Origin of the sequence: Hafnia sp. HMSC23F03, from assembly GCF_001816025.1 — a bacterium.
GTDB lineage: Bacteria > Pseudomonadota > Gammaproteobacteria > Enterobacterales > Enterobacteriaceae > Hafnia > Hafnia paralvei.
Genome location: NZ_KV824233.1, coordinates 329,433 through 353,815, shown reverse-complemented (window position 1 = coordinate 353,815; position 24,383 = coordinate 329,433). Strand labels below are relative to the sequence as shown.

The window sequence follows — 24,383 nt, the reverse complement described above, 5'->3', positions numbered from 1 at the left end:
AATCCCTTATGGCTTACTGGGTAACAGCGTCGTGACCAGCGCCGTTAGATAACTGTGGAATCCCCACCAAACAGCGGCCAAAACCACCACAGCAGCGGCAACGTGAACCCAACGCGAATGCAGCCAGCGGTAGCGACGCGAAGCGGCGGCATTGACCAGCAGCGGCGCGCTTTGATCCACATCCAGCGGTTTGACGCGCTGGCTCAGTTCAGCCACCAGTTGTTGACGCTCAGGTGTCTCGTTTTCGCCATAGCGCCCACGGAATCCCAGCATCAGCACACGATGAAAACAGGTCAGCACAGCCATATTGGGCGAAGGTTCACGTAATACCTCTCGCATACGCTCATACAGCAATTCCCCTGCCTGTAAGGTGTGGAAAAAATGCGCCTGAAGTGGCATAGCGTGCCACGCCGAATAACCATCATCCTGAGGTCGTCCTAACACCGTCTCATCCAACAACGCACACTGCGCATAGCGAATGTGGTCAATCGCTTTTTGATGCATACCTGCGTCTTTCAGTACCTGCTGGGTGCGTTCAATGCTCTTGGTGCAGTGCTGCCATAAGCTTTGCCCGTGCTCTACAGGGACACCTTGGCGCAGTTGAACCACCAGCAACCAGGTATCTTGTAGCAATTCGTCTATATCAATGACTGTCTCTTTACTCATGCTCTCAGCACCGCATACAGTTCAAGTTGCACATCAGACAACGTTCCCGGTACGTAGAACGCACAAGACCCCGAAGCCAGCATCGCCGTCGCCGTTGGATGGTTGAGATCCAATGCGAAATACTGATTCTCCAAACGCAGCGGTATGGCGGCAGGTACATGGCTGAGTGGGATCAGCGGAACGCCGTTTAAGGCAACGTTAATCAGGTTATTGACGTCGTCAGGCGCACCGACTTTGCATAACAGCGGGAACTGGGTTTGAAGCAGGTGAGCCGGTAGCGCGGAGCGAACTGAAAGATAGAAATCTGCCTCTTCGCGCAGACGTGCGTCGTTCAATGCAGCCTGCCACTGATTTGGACGGACTTTTTCCAGCTCAAGCGTAATGACACGCGACGGTAGACTCGCTTCGAGCAAGGTGCTAATCAGGCTGAATAGCGGCGGGAATACCGCGCCTAAACGCGCGTGGTCATAGGCAGGAATAGCGTCCATGTCATGTTCGAGGGAAAATGTCAGCAGTGCGCCCGCAAGTTTGACCAGTTCGCGATACACCAGCTCCGGATGCAGGGCTGGATGAGCCAGAAAATCATTCAGCACAGGTTCATAGCTATTAAGCGCATTGAGCAGCCAAAACAGCGATACATCCGCCACGGCAAAATCGGCCATGCGTTGATTACTTTCTCGGCGCATTCCCATCAGGCGAGTACGTTTAGCGTGGAGCTGAGTCAGCAAACGATCCAGATAGCTAATCAGCGCGGCATGTGCGCCAAACTGCAACAGCGGCGGTACGAACTGCGGATCAACGCCCCATACGCCTTGAACATCTCGCACTAAACGCACCGCAGGACACGTGAGGTAATCGCCGTTTTCATCGCCATCCAAGCGCAGCGTAAGCGCATAGCGGGCTACAGCCATTGACTCCGTATCGTTACCCAAAATATCCTGCACTGAGGCCCAGTCCTGACGATAGCGAATCGGGCGATCGGCTTTGGCATCCGTTGGCAGGCAGTTGCCGCCGTTGGCGTGCTCAAGCGGCAGTGCCAGCAGCAGCGTGGCACTTTGTGCCGTCGCCGGCAGCACCTGCGCCAAATCCAGCGCAGGTGGCAACACGTCTGCCCTTTCGGTATCCAGCAGCGTACCGTCCTGAAAGCGGACGCAAATGCGATCCGCTTTCAGTTTGCCCAACCGTAATGCGTCCTTGTCGAACTCAGCCGCCATGATCCCCCAAGGGTGGACCAACGCGAGGCGAGCAATACACTCATTGGTGTACGCTTCCCAGCGAGCCTGCTGTTGGAACTGCTGCGGAGACAATAATGTCCCGGCAGCCCATAACGGACGGTCAATTTTCATCTTCAAATCCGTCCCGATTAAGCTTTGGCTTTAGGCATCTGCGAAACCAGAGACAGATTCACATCCATTCCTTCAACTTGGAAATGCGGTACGGCAAACAGTTTCACGCGGAAGAAACCAGGGTTATCTTCGATGTCTTCAACGGTTACCTTGGCGTCACGCAGAGGATGCGAAGCCTGCAAATCATCTGCGGGATCGGTCATTTCCGTAACCAAACCACGGATCCAGTTGTTCAACTCCAATTCAAGTAAACGACGATCTTTGGTTGTGCCGATGTTTTCGCGCTGGATCAGTTTCAGGTAATGAGCAATACGCGAGAGCAGGAAGATGTATGGCAAACGCGCATTAATACGGCTATTGGCCGTGGCATCGTGCGTTTCATACAGCGCCGGTTTTTGCGTGGAGTTGGCAGAGAAGAAGCACGCATAATCACGGTTTTTGTAATAAGAGAGTGGGATAAAGCCCAGATTAGCGAATTCAAATTCGCGAGTTTCCGGAATCATCACCTCTGATGGGATTTTAACCTGATTACCCGTCCCTAAATCGTACAGGTGGATAGGTAAATCGGTGACAGCCCCGCCCGCCTGCGGCCCGCGGATCTGCACACACCAGCCGTTGTTGATAAAGCTTTTCACCATGTTAGCGGCGAAGGCAAACGAAGCGTTGGTCCACAGATATTTCTCGTGATCCGGCCCTTTGACTTCTTCTACGTAATTAAAACTGCGCACGGGAATAGTATCTGGACCATAGGGTAAACGTCCTAACACACGCGGCATTGTTAAGCCGATATAGCGCGCATCGTCGCTTTCACGGAAAGATTTCCACTTCAGATACTCAGCACGGTCAAAGTAATTGCCAATATCTTTAATGGCAGCCACTTCTTCCATGGTGTTTTTGCCAAAGAACGCGGGGCCTACGGAACCGATAAACGGCATATGTGCCGCGGCGGCCACTTTGGAGATGTTGCGTAGCAAAGCGATATCTTGCGGGCCACGGCCAAACTCGTAGTTAGAAATCGTTGCCGCAATAGGCTCACCGCCTGGGGTATCATATTCCTGAATGTAGGTATGAGAATAAAGGCCGCTTTGCGCAATTTCTGGCGCGTCTTCGAAATCCTGTGCCAGATGATCTTTGCTCACATCTAGCAGTTCAATACGCACATTTTGGCGGAAATCTGTTTGGTCAATCAGCGACTTAACACCGCGCCATGTGGATTCCACGCGTTGAAAATCTGGATGATGCATTACCGCATCTAATTGGCTGCTAATTTGGGCATCAAGCGCTGCAATGTGGCCATCCAGCAGGGTTTTATCCAGCTTTTCCACTTTTTGTGCAGACTGTTTGAGTAAGTCTAAAAAGACGCTTACGGCAGCGGTCACTCGCTCATCAGCAGAGGCTTCTGCAAGGCCTTCATTGTTTTGGAAGGTTTCGATATCGGTCATTGAAGAGACCGGATTGAGATTAATTTTCTCAAACAACGACGCGTAAACGCCCTGCATGATTGGTGCTTCGTGTTCCAACACAGCGGTAGCATTACCTTGTGCTTTGTTTTCCTGTACAGACATCAGCATTTCCTTCTCTTATCCAAACCAGTAATTAACAGTCTTTTGGCGCCAGCGCCGCCAGTTCCGTACGAAGTTCATCGCTCAGCGCGTCATCTTTGAGGATGTTTTCGAGTTCACGGCGGAAAGTTGCGTTATCCAGTAGGTTAGATTTGAGATCGCGCAGCAGATTACGCATGGCGAGAAGAGCACGTAGCTGAGGAATTTGGCGGGCAACCTGTTCAGGCTCGAAATCTTTCATGTCATTGAAAGTGAGAGACACTGCGGTATCTGTTCCATCTGCCGCTAAAGTATCAGGGACGGCCATTTTAATACTTGGCTGGAATTCGCTGAGTACGCTGTTGAAGTTGTTTTTATTAATATCGATTTTGCTGCGTTCTGAAAGTGGACGTTGTTCTGTACCGTTGCTGTAATCGCCCATTACCAGTAATTTCAGAGGTAATTCAACTTTTTTCTGCGCCCCACCTGTATGTAAATCCAATTTGATATTTACACGAGCCTTGGGTACTTCATTTTGGAAACTTGATGAAGCCATTTACTGTCCCTTACAACTGAAAATTAAGGATAACTGCCAGTCGTGACAAACATTCCCTACCTAAAATTAAAGCACCGCAGACAGGTGGATTAATTACGAATAAACGGCGTAGTAAAAACGTTCATCGATTGGCGCTATTTGGTCTATCTCTGTATTTATTTAAACAATAAGGAAAGGTGAGTACGCAATATACTCAGGCACGAGTCTAAGAACATTTAGGCACAATTAAGAAACCCTTAACTGTTACAGAATGTAACAGTGTCGATGATTTGTGATCAAGATCATCCATTTGAAATATAAGAAATTTCCTTTAAAACAAAACCACAATCCTTGTAGGTCAATGGGTTGAGTCACAAGCGACATTAATGATTCCAGGAGTAACTCGGAAGGAAAAATCAGATATTTCCGGTGCTAAATTTAATGGCGAAATAACATTTGGCACGTACTAAGACAGTGTTTATGGGAATAAAGCACAAACCTCATATGCAAGTAACCGCTGAGTCACAATCATTCTTCAAAAGCATATAGCGTGACTAATTCATCCATATGAAAAAGGTATTTTCAAAACAAAACTCCGCCGTTAAGCATCACTAACAGCGGCAAATTGCATGTTAAAAATAGGATTTATGCCCAGATTGAATCTATATGGAAAAATTAAGCGCTATTGAGATTAGGCCTACCCTAAAACAGGGGCAAGAGTCTATAAGAAGTCATAAAATTCAGAACAAACCAAAATATATACTTAAAAATAAAAGATAAAAAAACAGACATATATATTACTCAATACATCTAATTTGATATATCTTTCTTTTAAGTAAATAAAATTTATTAAAATAAAGAATAATGAATGGAATTTTTGGGGATAAAGTAAGGCTTCTTTGGCGTTTGTCTGTGCGGCTAAACCGGAGTGCAAACTAGACATGACAAGGCCGTAAACAGGATTTCAGAGGGGAAGATTTGAAAGATTCACGTTAGTAATGCTACTATAAGGCTCCTCTGGACAGTGGTCTCTGAAAACGCACTGCCCAGAGTTTTTCCCTGGTGTTGGCTGAATTGGCTACCTGACTCTCGTGGTCAGGTTTTTTTTATCTTCAACTCACGGGACAATTATAAGTGTGTAGACAGATTCCGTAAGTTGTACTTAAGTACTGTACTCACCCTGTACTTAAGTACACCACTGCCGCCGAGACTGTAGAACAAACTTCAGGGATGCCATATGTTTTCTATTTTCAATAAAAATCAAATAATAACGGAAACGCTTCGTGATTATATCGATAGAAAACTGACCCAATTTGGTAGTCCTGAGTACGCTTACACCGTCGTCAACAAGAAAAACCCGTCAAAACTGCTTATCATCTCAAGCTATCCTGATGAATGGGTAAACCTGTACATTGCGAATAACCTGCAGCACATTGACCCCGTGATCCTGACCGCGTTTAAACGCACATCCCCTTTCGTGTGGGATGAGAACATCACGTTGATGTCTGACCTTAAGGTCTCAAAGATTTTCTCTTTATCCAAGAAATACAATATCGCCAACGGCTATACGTTCGTGTTGCACGACCATCTCAACAATCTGGCGCTACTATCGTTAATTATTGATAGCAATATGAAAGCGAACCTGGAAGAGCAGTTCTCTTCTGAGAAAGGCAACTTGCAGATGTTATTGATTGAGATTAATGAGCAAATGTATCGGCTCGTGCAGTCAGTTTCAGTAGATAAGGATAGTTCAGAGATGGGCGTAAGCAAAGCAACGTTTACAGCCAGAGAACATGAAGTACTTTACTGGGCGAGTATGGGGAAAACTTACGCGGAGATCGCCACAATCATTGGTATTTCAGTGAGGACGGTTAAATTTCACATGGGCAACGTGGTCAGTAAATTGGGTGTGAGTAACGCCCGTCAGGCGATCAGGCTGGGCGTTGAACTCGAACTGATTACACCAATGCAGTCTTAATTACCGCCACCGACATCGGCCAGTGCTCAAATTCAGGCAGTGAACAACCTTCAAATGCATTAATTTTTGTCGCCATTTTCGCCTGACTATCAGAGTCTGTAGGCAAATAGAGAAGATAAATCCTTTCCTCCTCGCTCAGATATGCCTCTTTAAGTACCCTCACCTGCCAGCCACTGCGCTTTAGTATTGTCAGCATAGCGCGGCTAACAATCGTATAAATGCCGTTTAAGTTATATTGACGAGCGTAGTTGATCATCGCCAGAAAAAGAACCTGACTAACAGGATATCTCTCCCCCAGCAAATCTCGAGCGCGACTTTTGTCGACAAAGAATCGGCTTGATTCCACTTCACCGGCTGGCAATGAGACATCATGAAAACAAGAGTGGAAGGTATGAGTAATCATATTTGGCAGTTCAAGCGGCACAAAACGAACACTGCAAATCAACTGCCCTTCATACAAGCCCAAGATATAGCGCGTGTTTGGATTATCAAACTCATCAAACTCCATACCGCGGTTGCAAACGACATCCCAACCAAGTCGATCGCTGAAAGTTTTTTTTCTCAGTCGATAAAGTTCATCCGAACGCACTCCATTTAGTTCATCATAACTGACATCAAATAGTTCAAGCATTCCATCACCTTGATTACATATTGGTAACTATTCATATTGTCTACAGTTGCTCTAAACTGCCCCGCGCCATTGTACAATTTTTCTGGATTGAATGAAGCAAAGCCATCATAGGATGAGACAAGTCTCTAGGTATTTCCATCTTTCATGTTTTCGCGTGAATAGGATTGTTATCTTCATTTTCGCCGAAGCAGTGACGTTAATTGAATAAGTGAGAAGTGAACATCCGTTGATACCTTACAGGCAATCATGTGGGCATAACGACAACCGTGCTTATCGGTTCAGCCTTCTGAGCCAAAGTGAGACTAACATTACCCCGTTAACATTTTGTCAGCTGTAGCCGACCTCTACCTCTAGGCATGTGTTTGTGTCATTTCGTTCAGGATAAGAGCTGATGTAAGTGTGAGACAGAAAACAAATCAGTCAATTGAGGACGATTTGCTTTCATTTTTATTAAATTTTTCATTACCTTATTTATATGCTTGCCTTATTAAACGAGTCCATTGCATTTAACTCTTCGCGCCTAAGAACCGTTAGGTGTCATTTCATCCTCTGTATCCTGAGCTTTGACCCACTTAATCAGTGGACCTTTTGAGCTATTGTATTTTACTTTTACCCAGTAAAAATCCTCTTGCAATTTTGCATCTAAAACATCCACTTTATCACCTTTAATCAAATAGGCCTTATGGGGACTCTTTTCATTCGGCATAGAAAATAGCTGGATTTTATTCACCTTTATAACATAATGAAAATCCCCATCCATATTTGATGCTAGCTTAGAGATAACCTTTCCACTCTCATCATAAGTTCTGTCAAAGTAATCGAATTGTAATATATTAAAATCAGAATCAATGGCGTAATTCGCTTCCTGATCTTCATACAAATAAAGCTTACCATTTTTAGTAAATTTATAAGCATCGGTAGACCACGAAGGCCCACCACGACAAGATGAATAAAATACGCCAGTGGCAAGAACGTCCCTCATATCCATGTTTGAAAACCCACCACACATGCCGAATGAATTAGGTAATATTTCTTTGTATTGGTTTTTGTCCCACAGATACACATTGGACAAATTATTAACCATTCCAGCGGGGATAGAGGTAATTATATCCGTATTACCATCACCATTAATATCGGCATCAATGTGTGATAGCACCGCCGTTTCATCGGCCACCTCTTGTCCATCTTTGGCCCCTAAGTATTGCGTTTTCCCTGATGGTAAAGTAACAAGCAGTTGGAGTGGGTGGGAAGCAGGTGACTCCTTGACGTCAACGGACACGCTATCATTTATTTTCAGTGGTTCTGCATTTGCAGCATACGATGTGAGCATGCTGGCTAATGTTAAAGGCAATATCATGTTCAAAGTATGTCACACCATTTTATTTAATGTTCTTAAGTTAAATAATTAGTTATATAAACACGTTTATATGACTACGCCAAAATGAATTAAAAATCAACCGCTGGTTGTTTTTAATCATAGAAAGATAACTAAAACCAATGGTTATTTGAATTTAATTAATATAATAAATGCCCGTCTTATGGAGTACCTATTGTACTAATGATGCTGATTGATAAAAAACGCAACTCTTAGTTTCAGACTTAAATTTAAAAACGTCTATATTATAGAAAGAAAAAAATCATAGACAAAGCCATGAAAACATTTTCAGAATTTTCACCTACTATTAATAGAGATATTTGAGGGAACACGCTACTGATGCTGCGACTGCTTTTTTGTTGACACTGAGTAATTCAATTCTTCAACAGATTAACTGCAGCTATAGGTTGCGGCTTGGCGTTTGCAACTACTTTGGGCACTGGAGAGGTTTAAGGAGATCCCCCCCTGAATAGCATATCGACAAACCGCAAAAGCAAAAAGGCCACGCTATTTAGCGTGGCCTTCGAATTTTGGCGGAGGAGTAGAGATTCGAACTCTAGGAGCTGTTACACTCGACGGTTTTCAAGACCGCTGCCTTAAACCACTCAGCCACTCCTCCGCAACGGGACGAACTATAACGGCGTTAGAATTTCTTGTAAAGCACGAGAATGCTCAAGTGATGATAAAATCACCAAACTAGCGATTGTTTGTTTTATTTTTCAACGCAATGATGAAAACATCAACGGATTCTCGTTTTGCCTGTAGATACTTTCGTGAGGTAATCAAAGTAAAGAAGGGTAAAACGCCTTTCGCGTACGTAGCCTCCTCTCTATTATTTTGCTCTAGATCAATAATTTTCCGTTGATTACTGACAAAAGAGAAAAATTCTATGGACCGTATTGTTGTTTCCAGCTCCTCTTCGCGCGACTCTTTGCTGAGCACGCATAAAGTGTTGCGCAATACTTATTTCTTGCTGGCACTGACGCTGGCATTCTCGGCGTTAACGGCCACTGCAAGCACTGTGTTGATGCTGCCAGCGCCGGGCCTGTTATTAATGCTGGTGGGTTTCTATGGTTTGATGTTCCTGACCTATCGCTTGGCCGATCGCCCTGCGGGCATTCTTGCTGTGTTCGCGCTAACCGGTTTTATGGGCTACACGCTAGGTCCGATTCTGAGCTCCTTTATTGCTAGCGGCGCAGGCGATTTGATTATGCTGGCGTTAGGCGGCACAGCGGCCGTATTCTTCTGCTGCTCGGCCTATGTACTGACCACACGCAAAGATATGTCATTCCTGTCAGGCATGATGATGGCCGGTTTCGTGATTCTGCTGGTTGCCGTTATCGCTAACCTGTTCTTACAAATCCCAGCGCTATCGCTGGCCATTAGCGCCCTGTTTATTTTGTTCTCCACCGGCGCCATTCTGTGGGAAACCAGCAACATCATTCATGGCGGCGAAACTAACTACATCCGAGCCACCGTTGGCCTGTATGTTTCTCTGTACAACCTGTTTATCAGCTTGTTGAGCATTCTCGGTTTCGCTCGTAGTAACTAATTCAGCATAGCTGGATATGTACCACCTGTTTTACCCAACGCAAATGTGCCCCGCTAACCGCGGGGCTTTCTTTTATCTAGATTACATCTAGGCGTACCAATAGCTCTTTTGCTGCCAGACCTTCCCTTGAGTTACAATAGCCACTGATTTGTCGATAAGAGATATTTGTCTAATGTTAGAATTTGCTGGCCGCCAGATTGAAACGGATGCTCAGGGCTATCTGCTTAACAGCGCTGATTGGAGCGAAGATCTCGTTCCGCTACTGGCCACAGAAGAAGGTCTTGAATTGAGCGAAGCCCATTGGGAAGTCGTACGATTCGTGCGCGAGTTTTATCTAGAATTTAATACCTCACCGGCTATCCGTATGCTGGTCAAAGCGATGACGCAAAAGTATGGCGAAGAGAAAGGAAACAGCCGTTATCTTTACCGCCTGTTTCCCAAAGGCCCGGCCAAACAAGCCACCAAGCTCGCGGGTTTACCGAAACCGGTGAAATGCATTTGATCAGTATTTGATTTTAAACTGAGTGAAATGCGCTAACGGACGCGGTTCTATGAGTACCTGATCGACTCTGGCACCGCGTGGCCCGCCCTGCTTTAGCCAATCAACCAGCTGCTGTACCACGTCAGATTCGCCTTCAGCAACAACCTCAACCCGACCGTCATCCATATTATAGGCGTAGCCACTAAGCCCTAACTCCCGAGCCTGACGCTGGGTGTTATAACGAAATCCAACACCCTGTACGCTTCCAGCCACATAAGCCGCAATACTGACTCTTGACATAATTCCCCCTCATGAAGCCTAGGTAATTTGGATATTTGCTTTTCTTGTCCCATAACCGGACAATGTCGCACCTTTTTGTCTGATTCATCATAGATCATAGAAAACTAACATGACCGCACGTTTATTTCTTGCCAAAGGACGCGAAAAGTCCTTACTCCGCCGCCATCCATGGGTATTCTCCGGTGCCGTAACCCGCGTTGAAGGGAATGCTACATCAGGAGAAACCATCGACGTTTGCGATTTTCAGGGGAAATGGCTGGCTCGCGCAGCTTTCTCTCCTCAGTCTCAAATCCGTGCGCGCGTTTGGACATTTGATCAGCAGGAAAGCGTGGATCGTGATTTCTTCATCAACCGCCTTCAAACCGCTCAGCAGTGGCGCACCTTGCTGGCCAAGCGTGATGACCTGACTGGGTATCGCCTGATCGCCGGTGAATCCGATGGTATGCCTGGCATCACCATTGACCGCTTCCAGAACTTTATCGTGCTGCAACTGTTGTCTGCTGGCGCAGAGTATCAGCGTGCCAATCTGGTTGCTGCATTGCAGCACTGCTATCCAGAATGCGCGATCTACGATCGTTCTGACGTCGCCGTACGTAAAAAAGAGGGATTACCTCTGACCCAAGGCTCCGTTGTCGGAGAAGAACCGCCTGCGCTGCTCCCTATTCGTGAGCATGGCATGCAAATTCTGGTTGATATCAAAGAAGGCCACAAAACCGGCTTTTATCTCGATCAGCGCGACAGCCGTTTAGCCGCTCGTCGTTTTGCAGCCAATGCAAAAGTACTGAATTGCTTCTCTTATACCGGCGCCTTCGCTGTTTCAGCCCTGATGGGCGGCTGTGAACATGTGATTAGCGTCGATACATCGCAGGCTGCGCTTGATGTCGCACGCCAAAACGTTGAACTCAACCAGTTAGATTTGAGTAAGGCCGAATTCGTTCGCGACGATGTATTTCAACTATTACGCAAATATCGTGATGAGGGACGTAAATTTGACCTCATTATTATGGATCCGCCAAAGTTCGTAGAGAACAAGAGCCAGCTCGCAGGTGCATGTCGCGGTTATAAAGACATCAACATGCTGGCGCTCAACCTACTAAGCAGCGGCGGTATTTTGCTAAGCTTCTCTTGTTCGGGATTGATGCCGATTGAACTGTTCCAGAAAATTTTGGCGGATGCCGCACTAGATGCTGGCCGTGATGTACAATTTATAGAGCAGTACCGTCAGGCAGCCGATCACCCTGTGATTGCGTCATACCCTGAAGGGCTGTATCTGAAAGGCTTTGCTTGCCGAGTGATCGGCTAATCCAACACCATTGAAGCTATTGGCACCGTTTGCAGCAGCTTCAAGTTTCAGGGAAAGCTTGAAACGTTTGTCTACGCCCACATATTTATACGCATGATTGGATGTTTTAAACCGTATAGTGCGGTTGATAATGAAAGGGATAGAGCGACGTTTTCTCAGGAGGTCAGTATGATTACCAGCAAATTTGGCATTGGACAGCAGGTACGCCACAAACTCTTAGGCTCTTTGGGTGTGGTAATAGATATTGACCCTGAATATTCACTTGAAGTCGCGCCAGACGCCGATGAGCTGGGGGCAAATGAACATTTGCGCCACATGCCTTGGTATCATGTCGTGATGGAAAACGAAGAGGGTGAAGCGGTGCATACCTATCTCGCAGAAGCACAGCTTGATGGGGAAAATAGCGATGCTCATCCAGAACAACCGTCGATGGATGACTTAGCAGAATCGATACGCCACCAGCTTCAGGCGCCTCGTCTGAGAAACTAGCCCCCTCATAACGAAAAAGCCCAGTTTTCTGGGCTTTTTGCTATACATCAACACAGCTCAATTAAAGCGTTATGCTTTCTCTAGACCCAAACGCGGAATATCGATTTTAGGGCAACGATCCATAACGACTTTCAGTCCCGCCTCGGTGGCTAACTTTTCAGCCTCTTCGTTAATCACGCCTAGCTGTAACCAAAGTACCTTCGCCTTAATGGCAATAGCCTCTTCTGCAACCCCGTACGCCGCTTCTGAATTTCTGAAAACATCAACCATATCAATTGGCTGTGGTATATCAGCTAAGGTAGCATACACTTTTTGCTCTAACAGTTTTTGACCGGCCAGCTTAGGGCTTACCGGAATAACCTGATACCCCTGCGCGAGTAAATAAGCCATAACGCCATAGCTTGCGCGGTGAGGCTTATCGCTGGCGCCAACTAGCGCAATACTCTTCACCTGCTGCAAGATGGTTTTAATTTCTTGTTCGGTCATGCTGAGCTCCAATGATTGCTAACAGAATATTGGGCAAGAAGTGGCCCCTAATAATGTCTTTAAGATAGACCTTAAGCGACATTTGACCATAATTGGCTAACATGTAAGTAAGTATTAATAATAAAATACTTTGACACACCATACCGGCTACTGAACAATGCTCTTCGCACAGTCTAAAATTGAGGCTTTCATGATATATCGCGTTTTACAGACAGGTGCGTTGCTATTTTTGCTCAGCCAGTCCGTTTTTGCCACCACCTTGAAATTTGGTTCAGATATTGAACTACTCGCCGTTGATGGTCAGCAGTTACCTAGCGCTCTATTCAAGAGTGCCGATAGCCTTGAGCTTAGTGGCGGAGTGCATCAAATTCTCTTTCGTGTCGAAAAAATGGTTCCAGCCGCTGGGCCAAATCAACGCATGTTTACCTCTGTTCCTTTAGTGGTGGTGTTTGACGTGCGCGACTCTACGTCGATAAACATTAAACTGCCAAAACTGAATAATGAACATGACGTTAAAGCGTTTGAGAAAAACCTCAGCTTTGACTTGCTGAATAATCGTGGGAATAACGTCGACTACAAATCGGATGTCCTCCATGTCAGCCAGCCTCTTTTAGCTAACTACGAGCAGGCCATACAACGCTATAATTCGTCAAACGCCACGGCAGCCCTTCCCGAGCTCATAAAAAAAACCTCGAAGTGATGAATTAATCATCAGGTGACGATTTTTTTTGCGTCCAGTCTGATTATGGTGAACAACCTTATTGTAATGTATGTGGATTCATATGATTCGCTAAGGGCTTAGACATGGAACTCACCACCCGCACCATTGCCAAAAAAAAACATATTGCGCTTGTTGCTCACGATCACTGTAAACAGGCGCTGCTAAGCTGGGTGCAAGCAAACCGAGAGTTACTGGCACAACATCAGCTATCAGCAACGGGCACCACCGGTAATTTGATTCAACGTGCTACCGGAATTCCAGTCAACAGCATGCTTAGCGGCCCAATGGGCGGAGACCAGCAGGTAGGTTCACTGATTTCTGAAGGAAAAATCGATATGCTGATTTTCTTCTGGGATCCTCTCAACGCCGTCCCCCACGATCCTGATGTGAAAGCGTTACTGCGCTTGGCAACCGTTTGGAATATTCCCGTGGCCAATAACCGCTCTACTGCCGATTTCCTGATTAGTTCCCCAATGTTTAACGAAGAAGTCGAGATCGCTATCCCTGACTATCAGCGCTATTTGGCCGATCGTTTGAAGTAGTATAAAGCCACAAAAGAAGACACAAAAATGGGGACCTAGGTCCCCATGAGTTTATACCCGTCACGCTTCAATTCTTGGGTATATAGGATCTATTTCATGGCTTACGCTGCACCGCTACGCCGAGTCGTTTTAGCTGGTCGACAAACACCGAAGGATTATCGGTATCCTGCAATAGCCACACCTGATGACGGGCTCGCGTTAATGCCACGTATAACAAACGGCGCTCTTCCGCGTCGGGAAAATCCTCACTTTGCGGCAGCAATACCTGCTCAATCACCGACTCTCCCGTCGTTGCAGGGAATCCATCTTTTCCATCCTGCAATCCTAAGATAATCACATAATCAGCCTGCTGCCCCTTACTGCCATGAATCGTCATAAAATCAATGGTTAGCTTAGGCCAGCGCGTTGCGGCTTTATCGAGGATTTCAGGCTTGAGATAACGATAACGCGCCAAGATCAGAATGCGTTCCTCTGTCTTAACATATCCACTGAGTTTATTGAGCAAGTCTTCCAACCGCTCCTGAGGCAGGATCGTTACCGCTTTTTTCGGGCCTTCGGACAAGCTGTTAAGCGATTTACGCAATTGATGAGGATTTTGCTGGATAAAGCCATTCGCAATTTCTCCAATCCTTCGATTGAAACGATAAGTCGTATCAAGCTCTCGCCGATCGCTGTCGCCAAAATGCTGAGTAAACGCCGTGGTGAGCGATAATTCTGCCCCGCTGAAACGGTAAATCGCCTGCCAATCATCACCGACCGCAAACAGATTAGTACGCGAATTCTGTTTACGTAACGCTTCTAGCAGACGTGCACGCTGCGGAGAGATATCTTGGAATTCATCAACCAGAATATGCTTCCACGGGCTAATAAACCGCCCTTTCTCCAGAACAGCAATTGCTTGTTGGATTAACCCAGGGAAATCTACCGCGCCTTCATCCTTCAGCGCTGACTTCCACGCTTTCAACAACGGAGACATCAGGCGAATGCGTTTTTGGAACAGATCGCGTATCTCTTCCGGCGCACCTTCAATCATCTGCGCCTGTGAACCGCCGTGCTCACGCATCAGGCCAATCCAACGCTCAAGCTTAGGCGCTAAACGCATCGCCAACTTTTTATCCTGCCAATAGTTTTCTTCTTCAACCTGCCATTCCAGATCTTCGGTCAACCACTGACGCCACCCTTTGGCCTGTGCTTTCTTTGCCGAACACTCTTGCTGCCATGCTTTGACGAGTAGTTTTTGTCTAGCCTGAGCGTCCCCTTCCAGCTTGCTGATATGGGTGGTTTTCTTGCCGCTATGATTAATGATCTGTAGCGCCAGAGCATGGAAAGTTTTCGCCTGAATATCTTCGGTATGTAAACGTTCCTGAATGCGGTCGTTCATCTCTTCGGCGGCCTTGCGGCCAAAGGCCAGTAGCAAAATCTGCTCTGGGGTAGCCTCTTTGCGCAGCAATAACCATCCAGCACGCGCCACTAGCACCGACGTTTTGCCACTGCCCGCACCCGCCAGCACCAAAACACCATTCTCACCATTCACCACGGCCTGAGCTTGAGAAGCATTCAGCGGCTGGCTTTCTACTTGTTCAAAGAAAGCGGCGTGCTCTTCAAGCATGCGTTTTGTCCATTGTTGATTACGTTCATCAACCATTCTCAAACCGTAGTTCAGCCATTTGAGGCAATAACGGTAGCGCTCGCGACAGGAATCAAACTCTTCGAGGCGCTGTTGCGGTAGCGGAATGGCCTCAAAGCAACTTTCGATCATGGTGCGAATCTCTTTCAATTCGCTGCGCTTAAGCCAACGATCTTGCGCGTTAAGACTCTCAAGTTCTTCCACTTGAGCAGCGAGTACGTCAGCGCTAATTTGCGCCATTTCCTCGCTCCAAGCCTGCCAACTCTGCTGCAGATACTGATAAAAGCGTTGAGTCTCTTGCCAGTCGGTGCCATGCAGACGCACGACTTTCTCCTCCGGCAGCTCAAACTCCAGCTCGCCCCACACAATGCCGCGCTTACAGTGGATGGCAACCAACTGATTAAAGGGAATTAAATATTCATGGCGATCGCCGCTCACCTCAACGCCCGCGTTCAAAAGCCTCACGCGATTATAAGGATGCTGAGCCAAATGCTGGCCCATTTTGGTTGCTCTCAGTTCCATTGTTTCGCCATCATTTTTCACTCTTTGATATCACTATACCCAAAATAGTTGAAGTTGCATCAAGACGACAAGTAAACAACGGGCATCGTCAAGGCTGATGCAGCTTCAAGTATGAAATAAGTTTACCTATGTTCGCACTGCATACCTAGGATCTGGGTCATTGCGTTGATCTTTATTGAAATAGGACACATAGGTTTTTACCGCTTTTATTCTACGGTTATTGCAGATGAATATCAGAGTGGCTCAAAACAAGGTAAACTCAGCGTGTTAAATATCGCTAATGGTTTCATTTAGGTGACTGAGAACTATGAGAACTGTACTAAACATCCTTAATTTCGTGCTGGGTGGTTTTTTCACCACGCTAGGCTGGTTATTAGCCACTCTCGTCAGCATCATTTTAATTTTCACCTTACCGTTAACGCGTTCCTGCTGGGAGATAACCAAGCTGTCATTAGTTCCGTTTGGTAATGAAGCGGTACACGTCGATGATTTATATCCTGACCGCAAAAACGCATTGCTTTCCACCGGTGGCACGCTGCTGAATATCGTGTGGTTTATTTTATTCGGCTGGTGGTTGTGCCTTTCGCATATTGCAGCAGGTATTGTGCAATGCGTGACGATTATTGGTATTCCCGTTGGTATTGCCAATTTTAAAATTGCGGCTATCGCCCTGTGGCCAGTGGGTCGCCGAGTGGTACCTGTCGAAGTGGCACAGCAAATGCGCGTGGCCAACGCGAGTCGTCGTTTTAAATAAAGGGTCGTAACGTGCTCTCTTTTGCACCAGGATTAAGGCGCTACGCATACAGTAGCGCTCTGTTATATAACTTTCGTATCTTTATCGCACTGGCGGGTGCAGCCGGAGTGCCTTGGTTTATCGGTGAGCCACGGCTTACGATTCCGCTTACGCTGGGCGTGGTGGCTGCGGCACTGACCGACTTAGACGACCGGCTCGTTGGTCGCTTGCGCAATTTAGCCATTACCCTCACCTGCTTTTTTATTGCCTCTGCCTCCATTGAACTGCTCTTTCCCTATCCGTGGCTGTTTGCTATCGGTCTGATGATATCGACCGTAGGGTTTATTCTGCTAGGTGCCTTGGGGCAACGCTATGCGACCATTGCGTTTGGCGCACTACTGATCGCTATTTACACCATGCTGGGCACATCGATGTATCACATCTGGTACCAGCAACCACTCCTACTGATAATCGGTGCGGTTTGGTACAACGTGCTAACGCTGATGGGGCATCTCATTTTTCCCATTCGCCCGTTGCAAGAGTCTTTGGCGCGAAGCTACAGCCAGCTAGCCGTTTATCTCGATGCCAAATCCAACCTCTTCGATCCCGATCAGGAAGGGAATTTCAATCAACCACTGATTGATGTGGCTATGGCTAACAGTAATCTGGTCACCACGCTCAACCAAACTAAAGCGTCATTGCTCACACGTTTGAAAGGTGACCGTGGCCAGCGCGGAACTCGGCGTACTCTGCACTACTATTTTGTGGCTCAGGACATTCATGAACGGGCCAGTTCGTCGCACTTCCAGTACCAGCAACTCAGCGAAATGTTTCGCTATAGTGATGTGCTGTTTCGCTTTCAGCGTCTATTAATGCTTCAAGCCCGCGCTTGTGCTCAGCTATCGCAGTCCATTTTGTTGCAGCAGAAATATCAGCATGACCTACGCTTTGAACGTGTTTTCACCCATTTGGAAGCCACATTACAGCGTATTGCTGCTCAGCATGGTCATCAGCATATTCTGGTGAAATCGCTGTTTAACCTGCTGCTGAATCTCAAAGCCATTGATGCCCAGTTGGCTAATATCGAGTCCGAACAGTCACTCGCCACCGAACGTGAAGAAGAGAATACGCTGTCAGACGATCGTATCAGCGGTTGGAACGACATGAAGCTGCGCATCAGTCGTCATCTGACGCCACAGTCAGCTCTCTTCCGCCATGCGATCCGCATGTCGATAGTGTTAGGTGTGGGTTATGGCTTTATTCAATTTACCGGCTTAAACCACGGCTACTGGATTTTGCTCACCAGCCTGTTTGTCTGTCAGCCAAACTATAACGCCACCAAGAGACGACTCGCACTTCGCGTCGTGGGCACACTCGCGGGTGTATTGCTGGGCCTACCTATCCTTTATTTTGTCCCCTCCCTCGAAGGGCAAATGGTATTGATCGTGATCAGCGGTGTTTTGTTCTTTGCATTCCGCAACGTGCAATATGCCCATGCCACTATGTTTATCACCCTACTGGTTTTGTTGTGCTTCAATCTGCTTGGGGAAGGCTTTGAGGTTGCTGGGCCAAGAGTGTTCGATACATTGGTCGGCTGTGCTATTGCTTGGGCAGCAGTGACCTTTATTTGGCCTGATTGGAAATTCCGTGCGCTGCCTGCCGTAGTGCAAAAAACGCTGAATGCTGATTGTCGCTACCTTGACGCAATTCTAGTGCAATATCATCAGGGCAAATCGAATGCTCTGGATTATCGTGTTGCACGCCGTGATGCACATAATTGCGATGCAGAACTCGCTTCTGTTATCTCAAATATGTCAGCCGAACCGAAAAACAATGCCCAAACTCAGGAATCGGCATTTCGTCTGCTTTGCCTCAACCATACCTTGCTGAGCTACATTTCAGCGCTAGGTGCGCATCGCGATCGGTTGGATAACGCAGAGGTTTTGAGCATGCTTGATGATGCCGCCTGCTACATGGATGATGCACTAAATTATGACAGCAGCATCTCGGAACGCACCGAAGCCGCCATTCAGAACCTAAAGCATCGTCTTACCGAGTACTCATCGCCCTCAGATAACACTGAACAGCTTGTGGTACAGCAAATCAGCTTAATGATGGGCGTACTGCCTGAACTGATGCAACTCAAGCAAGGGCTGATGACCAGCTGATGCCCCAGGGATACGTATGCAGGAGGCGGGATATCGCACCCTGCATACGTGCAAAGCTCGTTACTTCTTTTGCCATCGATATGTGTTGTTTTTTAGCCATTCATCAAGCGTCATACGAACCTGATAAGAAAGAGCGGCTTCATGACACTTTCGTACTGCGCCAGCCAGATCAAACAATAGTCGATTATGTAAATTGGCATTTAGCTTCTTAAGCCGGATAAACGCTTCGGTCTCACCCATACTAATCAGTTGGTCAGCGCTGGTTATCCCAATCTTGCCTAAAAGTCTTTCCATCATATTGTTAATATTTGGCAAGGTTCGTAAACCGTCACTCTCTGCTGCTTTCAATGATTTCAGCTCTATGGATTGTTGTAGCGACGCATAGGCCAGATGCCGAAGCAAAGTGGGATCGTCCCACATGTTGCATTCGACACGATAATAGCTAAGACGAACGGGGATCCCTCGTTTGGTGTAAATAAAAGCCTTCATGCCATAAGTAACAAAGCGAGATTTGAGCTCGTCATGCGCTCGCAAATAGAGCTCACCATCTGATACAACACCAAACATTGTTTTATCCAGCCACACGCCAAAACCACCAAACTGCGAGCGCAATTTCACTGCACCAAGTGAAGAGAAAACTTCATGTGCAATATCCGCTTTGTTACTAAATAATCCTTTCATGGTTATCTCCTTGTAATTACATTCACAGCATAAATATTAAGTTTATTTAGCAATAACAGTGAATTAAGAACATAGCGAATTACCGAAAAGCATCCAAACTGAAAGTGAATTTTGAGCGTTTTTCATCACAGATTTGCGAAGAGCATTGTAAAAAATAGGTTGATCTCAGCGCTCCGCCCATGTACTGTATATTCATACAGTACACACAGCGAGAACATACTTATGCGCACACACTCACTGCAGCACTACACCGATCGCCCATCATTTTTAAGCACTTCAGCTCAACAACCTGAGGGACAAGAAAATGCTTATGCAGGCGTTATCAGTGAATTAGTCTATAGCGAACATCAGCCTATGTTGTCATTGCTTTTGCTTCCATTACTGCGTCAGTTAGGTAAGCAATCTCGCTGGTTACTTTGGCTTAACCCACAGCATAAATTGAGCAAACAATGGTTAGCCGATTCTGGATTACCGGCCAGCAAGGTTATGCAACTCAACCAGATTGAACCCGTAGACTCTATTTATGCGATGGAATGTGCTCTGCGTAGTGGTAACTATAGTGTGGTATTGGGCTGGCTTCCGCCACTGACACAGAATGAACGGGCAAGATTAAGAAAAGCCGCTCAGGATGGAGAGTGTTTTGGACTGATCATGCAGCCCGATCACAACGTGGAATCCGATAACGGACAACTAAACTTGCTAAAAATTCAGTCCAAATTGTTTCATTGAGTAAATTTAAGAGAAATCTGATCAAAAATATTTTTACTCTGCTAATCAGTTAATTTTATAGCAGAAAGCCGCATCACACCTGAGTTACTACTCTTTTTTACGAAAATAACGACGTTTATTTTTTGAACAAAACGTTAAACGAAGTGTACATATACATCGTTTTTTTGTTGAGCTATATCACATCGTACTTGTAAGTTTCTAATCTCGTTGTAGACTTGTTATCGCGAAGGTTGCTCTATAACGCCAAGAAAATTGGCACAGTAATTAATCGAGCGAAAACCTAGCAAAGGATTTTAACCAAGGGCTAATTGTAGCATTCTAGCTCTTTGGCCTATTTGGATGATAACGAGGCGCAAAATGAAAAAGACAGCTATCGCATTAGCAGTGGCACTCGCTGGTTTCGCTACCGTAGCGCAAGCAGCACCTAAAGATGATACTTGGTATGTTGGTGGTAAACTGGGCTGGTCCCACTACTACGACAACAGCATCAACCATTTTGGTAGCACCAACGTACGTCCTGACCAGCTCGGTGGCGGTGCGTTCTTCGGTTACCAAGCAAACCCATACCTGGGCTTTGAAATGGGCTACGACTGGTTAGGTCGTATGGAATACCGTGGCGACAACAACGGTGCTTTCAAATCTCAAGGCGTTCAATTGGCTGCTAAACTGAGCTACCCAATTGCTGACGATCTGGACATCTACACCCGTCTGGGTGGTATGGTATGGCGTGCTGACGGTTCTGCAAACTCTGCAACCAAAGGCCGTTACATCGATAGCAACGACACCGGTGTTTCTCCACTGGCTGCAATCGGTGTTGAATACGCACTGAACAAAGACTGGGCTACCCGTCTTGACTATCAGTTCGTAAGCAACATTGGTGATGCTAACGAAACTGCTGCACGTCCAGACAACACCCTGCTGAGCGTAGGTGTTACCTACCGTTTCGGTCAGGATGAAGCTGCTCCAGCACCAGCTCCAGCTCCGGCTCCAGCACCAGTTGTTGAAACCAAGCGTTTCACTCTGAAGTCTGACGTTCTGTTCAACTTCAACAAAGCAACTCTGAAACCACAAGGCCAGCAGGCTCTGGATCAGATGTATGCTCAGTTAAGCAACCTGGATCCAAAAGATGGTTCCGTAGTTGTTCTGGGTTACACTGACCGTATCGGTTCTGAGCAGTACAACCAGAAACTGTCTGAGCAGCGCGCACAGAGCGTTGTAGATTACCTGGTATCTAAAGGTATCCCTGCAGACAAAATCTCTGCACGTGGCATGGGCAAAGCTGACCCAGTTACTGGTTCTACCTGTGACAACGTTAAAGCTCGCGCAGCTCTGATCGAGTGCTTGGCTCCAGATCGTCGCGTAGAAATCGAAGTTAAAGGCATCAAAGACGTTGTAACTCAGCCACAGGCTTAAGTTAACACGTAGTTCCTTTAATTAAAAAAGCCTCGCTAAGCGAGGCTTTTTTTTATCTGTTTATTCAACTTGTTATTCAACTTCAGCAATAATCAAATCGAAAGAATTTTGTTTATTATCACTCAGAGGTTTTTCCCAGAAACGACTGGAGATCTTTCTTCAGCGAAGACATTTTATTGGCGTACTGTTCTTTCCGCTCGGCATCTTCTATCAATTGCACAATCGTTTCAGACAGCGTGCTACCACGACGCTGAGCAAGCCCAGCTAATCGCTGCCAAACCAGATACTCCAAATCAATGGATTTTTTGCGTGTATGCATATGTTCAGCGTTAAAATGACGCTTACGACGAGCACGAATCGTTTGTTTCATCTTGTTTTGTAGATCTGGGTTCATATGTTCCCGAATCCACTCTTGAACATGCACAGGGTCATTCTCAAGCTTTAGCAGCAGCTCAACAGCCTGCTGTGCCATACTACTTTCTAGATAGCGTGTAACAGACTCACCTTCGCGGTGTTTTTTCACCAGGTATTTCCACTTCCACCCACTTTCCAGATTTTCAAGCTGTTGGTATTTCATTGAGATATCTGCCAGTGACACGGTAACTTTGTATAAGAATAACAACTTTTTCCAGATTTGCAGATATTTCATGATTTATTATTGATTGTTTTTTATACATACCGGTTTCCAAATCACTTCCTTTTAACTCTTCTACTGTTGTTTCCTGTGCAGCACGGTGGAATCTTGTATAATTGCGGTTTTCCTACTGACAATAAAATTGACGACTTTGAGCAATTATCGACTCGACTGGCAATCGCTACTGCCCGATACGACACCTTATCAATCTGTTTTCGCTGCCGCAGCACAACAGCCTGCGCTGGCATTTTCGGAATATCAGCCTCGCCTGGAAAACAGTTTGGCCCATTTCTGCCACCCGCAATCACCTTCACCTTTTATGATCCTGAAGGCGGAAGAGACTTATGAATATCTGGCGCTCATCCACCGTGCTACCGAAGAGTTGCTCCCAGAGCTAACCCTGCGCGGCAGCCAATATCATATCGATGGTATGCACGTCAGCATCATGCCTGCGGACAAACATCAGTCCAATTTTGCAGCGACCGCAACCTCTCTTTTTGCTGATTGGTATGAGGGCGAGCAGTTGTTCGGCACAGTCCGTCAGTCCAACGGAAAAATTACCCTTGAGCCAGGCATGGTTCATCACGCAAACGGCGGTGTGTTGATCCTGTCGTTGCGTACCATGCTCGCTCAGCCGTTGCTTTGGCTGCGACTGAAACAAATCGTTCTTGGGCGCAAGTTTAAGTGGTTCTCACCTGATGAGAATAAACCATTACCGGTGCATATCCCAGATATGCCAATTGACCTCAAGGTTATCTTGGTCAGCGACCGCGAAGGATTAGCTGATTTCCAAGATATGGAGCCAGATTTGTGCTTTAACTCGCTGTATGGCGAATTTGAAGCTGATATGTCACTGGTGGACACCGATGACATGCGCCGCTGGTGCTCGCTGGTCACCACCATTGCCAATGAATACCAACTTCCCGCAATTGCGGAAGATGCTTGGCCTGTTCTAGTCAATACCGCTATCCGCGCGATTGGCGATCAGGGCAATCTGCCTCTTAGCCCAACGCTTATTGCGCGTACTCTTCGCGAAGCTGCGTTGCATAGTAATGACGTCATTGATGCTCAAGCTCTTAATGAAACGTTAGCGGTGCGCCGTTGGCGAGAAGGCTATCTGGCCGAACGTATGCATGATGAAATTGAGCTTGGGCAAATATTGATCGAGACCGAAGGCGAAGTCATTGGGCAAATCAATGGGCTTTCCGTCTTGGAATATCCAGGCCATCCTCTCATGTTCGGTGAGCCCTCTCGTATCACCTGCGCAGTACATTTAGGCGATGGAGAATTTACCGACGTTGAGCGTAAGGCTGAATTGGGAGGTAATCTGCATGCTAAAGGCATGATGATTATGCAAGCCTTCCTGATTTCTGAACTGGATTTAGAACAGCAACTGCCCTTCTCCGCCTCTATTGTATTTGAGCAATCATATGGTGAAGTTGATGGCGATAGCGCATCGCTTGCAGAACTTTGTGCACTAATCAGCGCGCTGTCTCTAGCGCCAATCAATCAACAGATCGCCGTAACAGGTTCTGTTGACCAATTTGGCCATGTACAGCCCATTGGTGGCGTGAATGAAAAGATAGAAGGCTTCTTTGAGGCGTGTCAACGCCGTGGCCTTACAGGGACGCAGGGCGTGATTATCCCTGCGACTAACGTACGCCATTTATGCTTGAATGCTGAAGTTATTGAGGCTGTTAAAGCCGGAACGTTCCACCTCTGGGCTGTAGAAAATGCAGAGGATGCTTTACCTATTCTGACGGGGATTGCCTATCGCAGTGAGAGTGGGCCTAGCCTGATCGGCGCCATTCAGGAACGCATTGCAGCAATCAGCCCATTAGATAAACGTCAGTTACCTTGGCCTTTACGCTGGCTAAACTGGTTCAACCATGGCTGATCGGACTTGTTGAGCGTACACGTGTTAGCTAAG

General features: G+C 46.6%; 23 protein-coding genes and 1 tRNA gene. 12 read left to right on the top strand and 12 right to left on the bottom strand.

Going from position 1 to position 24,383, the window contains the following annotated elements; all coding sequences use genetic code 11:
• Positions 1–6 precede the first annotated feature (6 nt).
• From tssL to tssB, 4 genes are read right to left on the bottom strand one after another with little or no spacing between them, the layout of a single operon-like run.
• Entirely contained in the window at positions 7–666 is a 660-nt protein-coding gene (tssL, locus tag HMPREF3091_RS16420; RefSeq protein WP_004095603.1) for a type VI secretion system protein TssL, short form, read from the bottom strand.
• Positions 663–2,012 (bottom strand): type VI secretion system baseplate subunit TssK, encoded by a 1,350-nt coding sequence (tssK, locus tag HMPREF3091_RS16415; RefSeq protein ID WP_070717104.1) that lies wholly within the window; start codon positions 2,010–2,012, stop codon positions 663–665. The genes tssL and tssK overlap by 4 nt, the downstream gene beginning before the upstream one ends.
• Positions 2,013–2,029: 17 nt before the next feature.
• The gene (gene tssC, locus HMPREF3091_RS16410) at positions 2,030–3,583 is read right to left on the bottom strand and encodes a type VI secretion system contractile sheath large subunit (RefSeq protein WP_004095605.1); all 1,554 of its coding nucleotides are present in this window, start codon (positions 3,581–3,583) and stop codon (positions 2,030–2,032) included.
• A 25-nt stretch (positions 3,584–3,608) separates the two neighbouring features.
• On the bottom strand, positions 3,609–4,109 hold the full coding sequence (tssB, locus tag HMPREF3091_RS16405) for a type VI secretion system contractile sheath small subunit (RefSeq protein WP_004095606.1): 501 nt from the start codon (positions 4,107–4,109) through the stop codon (positions 3,609–3,611).
• Positions 4,110–5,325: 1,216 nt separating this feature from the next.
• Here tssB and HMPREF3091_RS16400 point away from each other — a divergent pair.
• The gene (locus HMPREF3091_RS16400) at positions 5,326–6,066 is read left to right on the top strand and encodes a helix-turn-helix transcriptional regulator (protein ID WP_004095613.1); all 741 of its coding nucleotides are present in this window, start codon (positions 5,326–5,328) and stop codon (positions 6,064–6,066) included.
• Here HMPREF3091_RS16400 and HMPREF3091_RS16395 read toward each other — a convergent pair.
• The 3 genes from HMPREF3091_RS16395 to HMPREF3091_RS16385 form a co-directional block, all read right to left on the bottom strand.
• Positions 6,047–6,697, bottom strand: coding sequence for an acyl-homoserine-lactone synthase (locus HMPREF3091_RS16395; RefSeq protein ID WP_004095615.1), 651 nt, complete (start codon positions 6,695–6,697; stop codon positions 6,047–6,049). The genes HMPREF3091_RS16400 and HMPREF3091_RS16395 overlap by 20 nt on opposite strands.
• A gap of 520 nt (positions 6,698–7,217) precedes the next feature.
• Positions 7,218–8,060: an FG-GAP repeat protein gene (locus HMPREF3091_RS16390; RefSeq protein WP_139146222.1), complete on the bottom strand. Its 843-nt coding sequence runs from the start codon at positions 8,058–8,060 to the stop codon at positions 7,218–7,220.
• A gap of 543 nt (positions 8,061–8,603) precedes the next feature.
• Positions 8,604–8,691, bottom strand: a tRNA-Ser gene (locus tag HMPREF3091_RS16385).
• A 270-nt stretch (positions 8,692–8,961) separates the two neighbouring features.
• Between HMPREF3091_RS16385 and yccA the strand changes: the two genes are divergently transcribed.
• Both yccA and tusE read left to right on the top strand, forming a co-directional pair.
• Positions 8,962–9,624, top strand: a complete 663-nt coding sequence (gene yccA, locus HMPREF3091_RS16380) for an FtsH protease modulator YccA (protein ID WP_008813056.1) — start codon at positions 8,962–8,964, stop codon at positions 9,622–9,624.
• 172 nt (positions 9,625–9,796) lie between these two features.
• A complete protein-coding gene (gene tusE, locus HMPREF3091_RS16375; protein WP_008813055.1) occupies positions 9,797–10,126 on the top strand; it encodes a sulfurtransferase TusE in 330 nt (109 codons plus the stop codon).
• Here the strand turns inward: tusE and yccX are convergent, their stop codons facing one another.
• Entirely contained in the window at positions 10,127–10,405 is a 279-nt protein-coding gene (gene yccX, locus HMPREF3091_RS16370) for an acylphosphatase (protein WP_070717098.1), read from the bottom strand.
• A 109-nt stretch (positions 10,406–10,514) separates the two neighbouring features.
• Here yccX and rlmI point away from each other — a divergent pair, with 109 nt between their 5' ends.
• Entirely contained in the window at positions 10,515–11,708 is a 1,194-nt protein-coding gene (rlmI, locus tag HMPREF3091_RS16365; protein ID WP_070717095.1) for a 23S rRNA (cytosine(1962)-C(5))-methyltransferase RlmI, read from the top strand.
• Positions 11,709–11,876: 168 nt separating this feature from the next.
• Entirely contained in the window at positions 11,877–12,197 is a 321-nt protein-coding gene (hspQ, locus tag HMPREF3091_RS16360) for a heat shock protein HspQ (protein WP_035504032.1), read from the top strand.
• 69 nt (positions 12,198–12,266) lie between these two features.
• Here the strand turns inward: hspQ and HMPREF3091_RS16355 are convergent, their stop codons facing one another.
• Positions 12,267–12,683, bottom strand: a complete 417-nt coding sequence (locus tag HMPREF3091_RS16355; RefSeq protein WP_004095632.1) for a CoA-binding protein — start codon at positions 12,681–12,683, stop codon at positions 12,267–12,269.
• Between the two features lie 190 nt (positions 12,684–12,873).
• Between HMPREF3091_RS16355 and HMPREF3091_RS16350 the strand changes: the two genes are divergently transcribed.
• Together HMPREF3091_RS16350 and HMPREF3091_RS16345 are read left to right on the top strand one after the other, a co-directional pair.
• The gene (locus tag HMPREF3091_RS16350) at positions 12,874–13,383 is read left to right on the top strand and encodes a YccT family protein (protein WP_070717203.1); all 510 of its coding nucleotides are present in this window, start codon (positions 12,874–12,876) and stop codon (positions 13,381–13,383) included.
• A gap of 104 nt (positions 13,384–13,487) precedes the next feature.
• Complete coding sequence (locus HMPREF3091_RS16345) at positions 13,488–13,946, top strand: methylglyoxal synthase (protein ID WP_004095643.1); 459 nt, start codon at positions 13,488–13,490, stop codon at positions 13,944–13,946.
• Between the two features lie 94 nt (positions 13,947–14,040).
• Here the strand turns inward: HMPREF3091_RS16345 and helD are convergent, their stop codons facing one another.
• Entirely contained in the window at positions 14,041–16,095 is a 2,055-nt protein-coding gene (gene helD / locus HMPREF3091_RS16340) for a DNA helicase IV (protein WP_070717093.1), read from the bottom strand.
• Between the two features lie 307 nt (positions 16,096–16,402).
• Between helD and HMPREF3091_RS16335 the strand changes: the two genes are divergently transcribed.
• On the top strand, positions 16,403–16,849 hold the full coding sequence (locus tag HMPREF3091_RS16335) for a YccF domain-containing protein (RefSeq protein ID WP_004095646.1): 447 nt from the start codon (positions 16,403–16,405) through the stop codon (positions 16,847–16,849).
• Positions 16,850–16,860: 11 nt separating this feature from the next.
• On the top strand, positions 16,861–18,996 hold the full coding sequence (gene yccS, locus HMPREF3091_RS16330) for a YccS family putative transporter (RefSeq protein WP_070717089.1): 2,136 nt from the start codon (positions 16,861–16,863) through the stop codon (positions 18,994–18,996).
• 60 nt (positions 18,997–19,056) lie between these two features.
• Here the strand turns inward: yccS and HMPREF3091_RS16325 are convergent, their stop codons facing one another.
• Positions 19,057–19,677: a TfoX/Sxy family protein gene (locus tag HMPREF3091_RS16325; RefSeq protein WP_004095650.1), complete on the bottom strand. Its 621-nt coding sequence runs from the start codon at positions 19,675–19,677 to the stop codon at positions 19,057–19,059.
• A gap of 222 nt (positions 19,678–19,899) precedes the next feature.
• Here HMPREF3091_RS16325 and sulA point away from each other — a divergent pair, with 222 nt between their 5' ends.
• Both sulA and ompA read left to right on the top strand, forming a co-directional pair.
• On the top strand, positions 19,900–20,406 hold the full coding sequence (gene sulA, locus HMPREF3091_RS16320; RefSeq protein ID WP_070717087.1) for an SOS-induced cell division inhibitor SulA: 507 nt from the start codon (positions 19,900–19,902) through the stop codon (positions 20,404–20,406).
• Positions 20,407–20,763: 357 nt separating this feature from the next.
• Positions 20,764–21,819 (top strand): porin OmpA, encoded by a 1,056-nt coding sequence (ompA, locus tag HMPREF3091_RS16315; protein WP_035504036.1) that lies wholly within the window; start codon positions 20,764–20,766, stop codon positions 21,817–21,819.
• A gap of 118 nt (positions 21,820–21,937) precedes the next feature.
• Here ompA and matP read toward each other — a convergent pair whose 3' ends face one another.
• The gene (gene matP, locus HMPREF3091_RS16310) at positions 21,938–22,396 is read right to left on the bottom strand and encodes a macrodomain Ter protein MatP (RefSeq protein WP_035504134.1); all 459 of its coding nucleotides are present in this window, start codon (positions 22,394–22,396) and stop codon (positions 21,938–21,940) included.
• Positions 22,397–22,604: 208 nt separating this feature from the next.
• On the opposite strand from matP, the gene HMPREF3091_RS16305 reads away from it, so the two are divergent.
• Positions 22,605–24,350 (top strand): AAA family ATPase, encoded by a 1,746-nt coding sequence (locus tag HMPREF3091_RS16305; RefSeq protein ID WP_210403566.1) that lies wholly within the window; start codon positions 22,605–22,607, stop codon positions 24,348–24,350.
• Positions 24,351–24,383 lie beyond the last annotated feature (33 nt).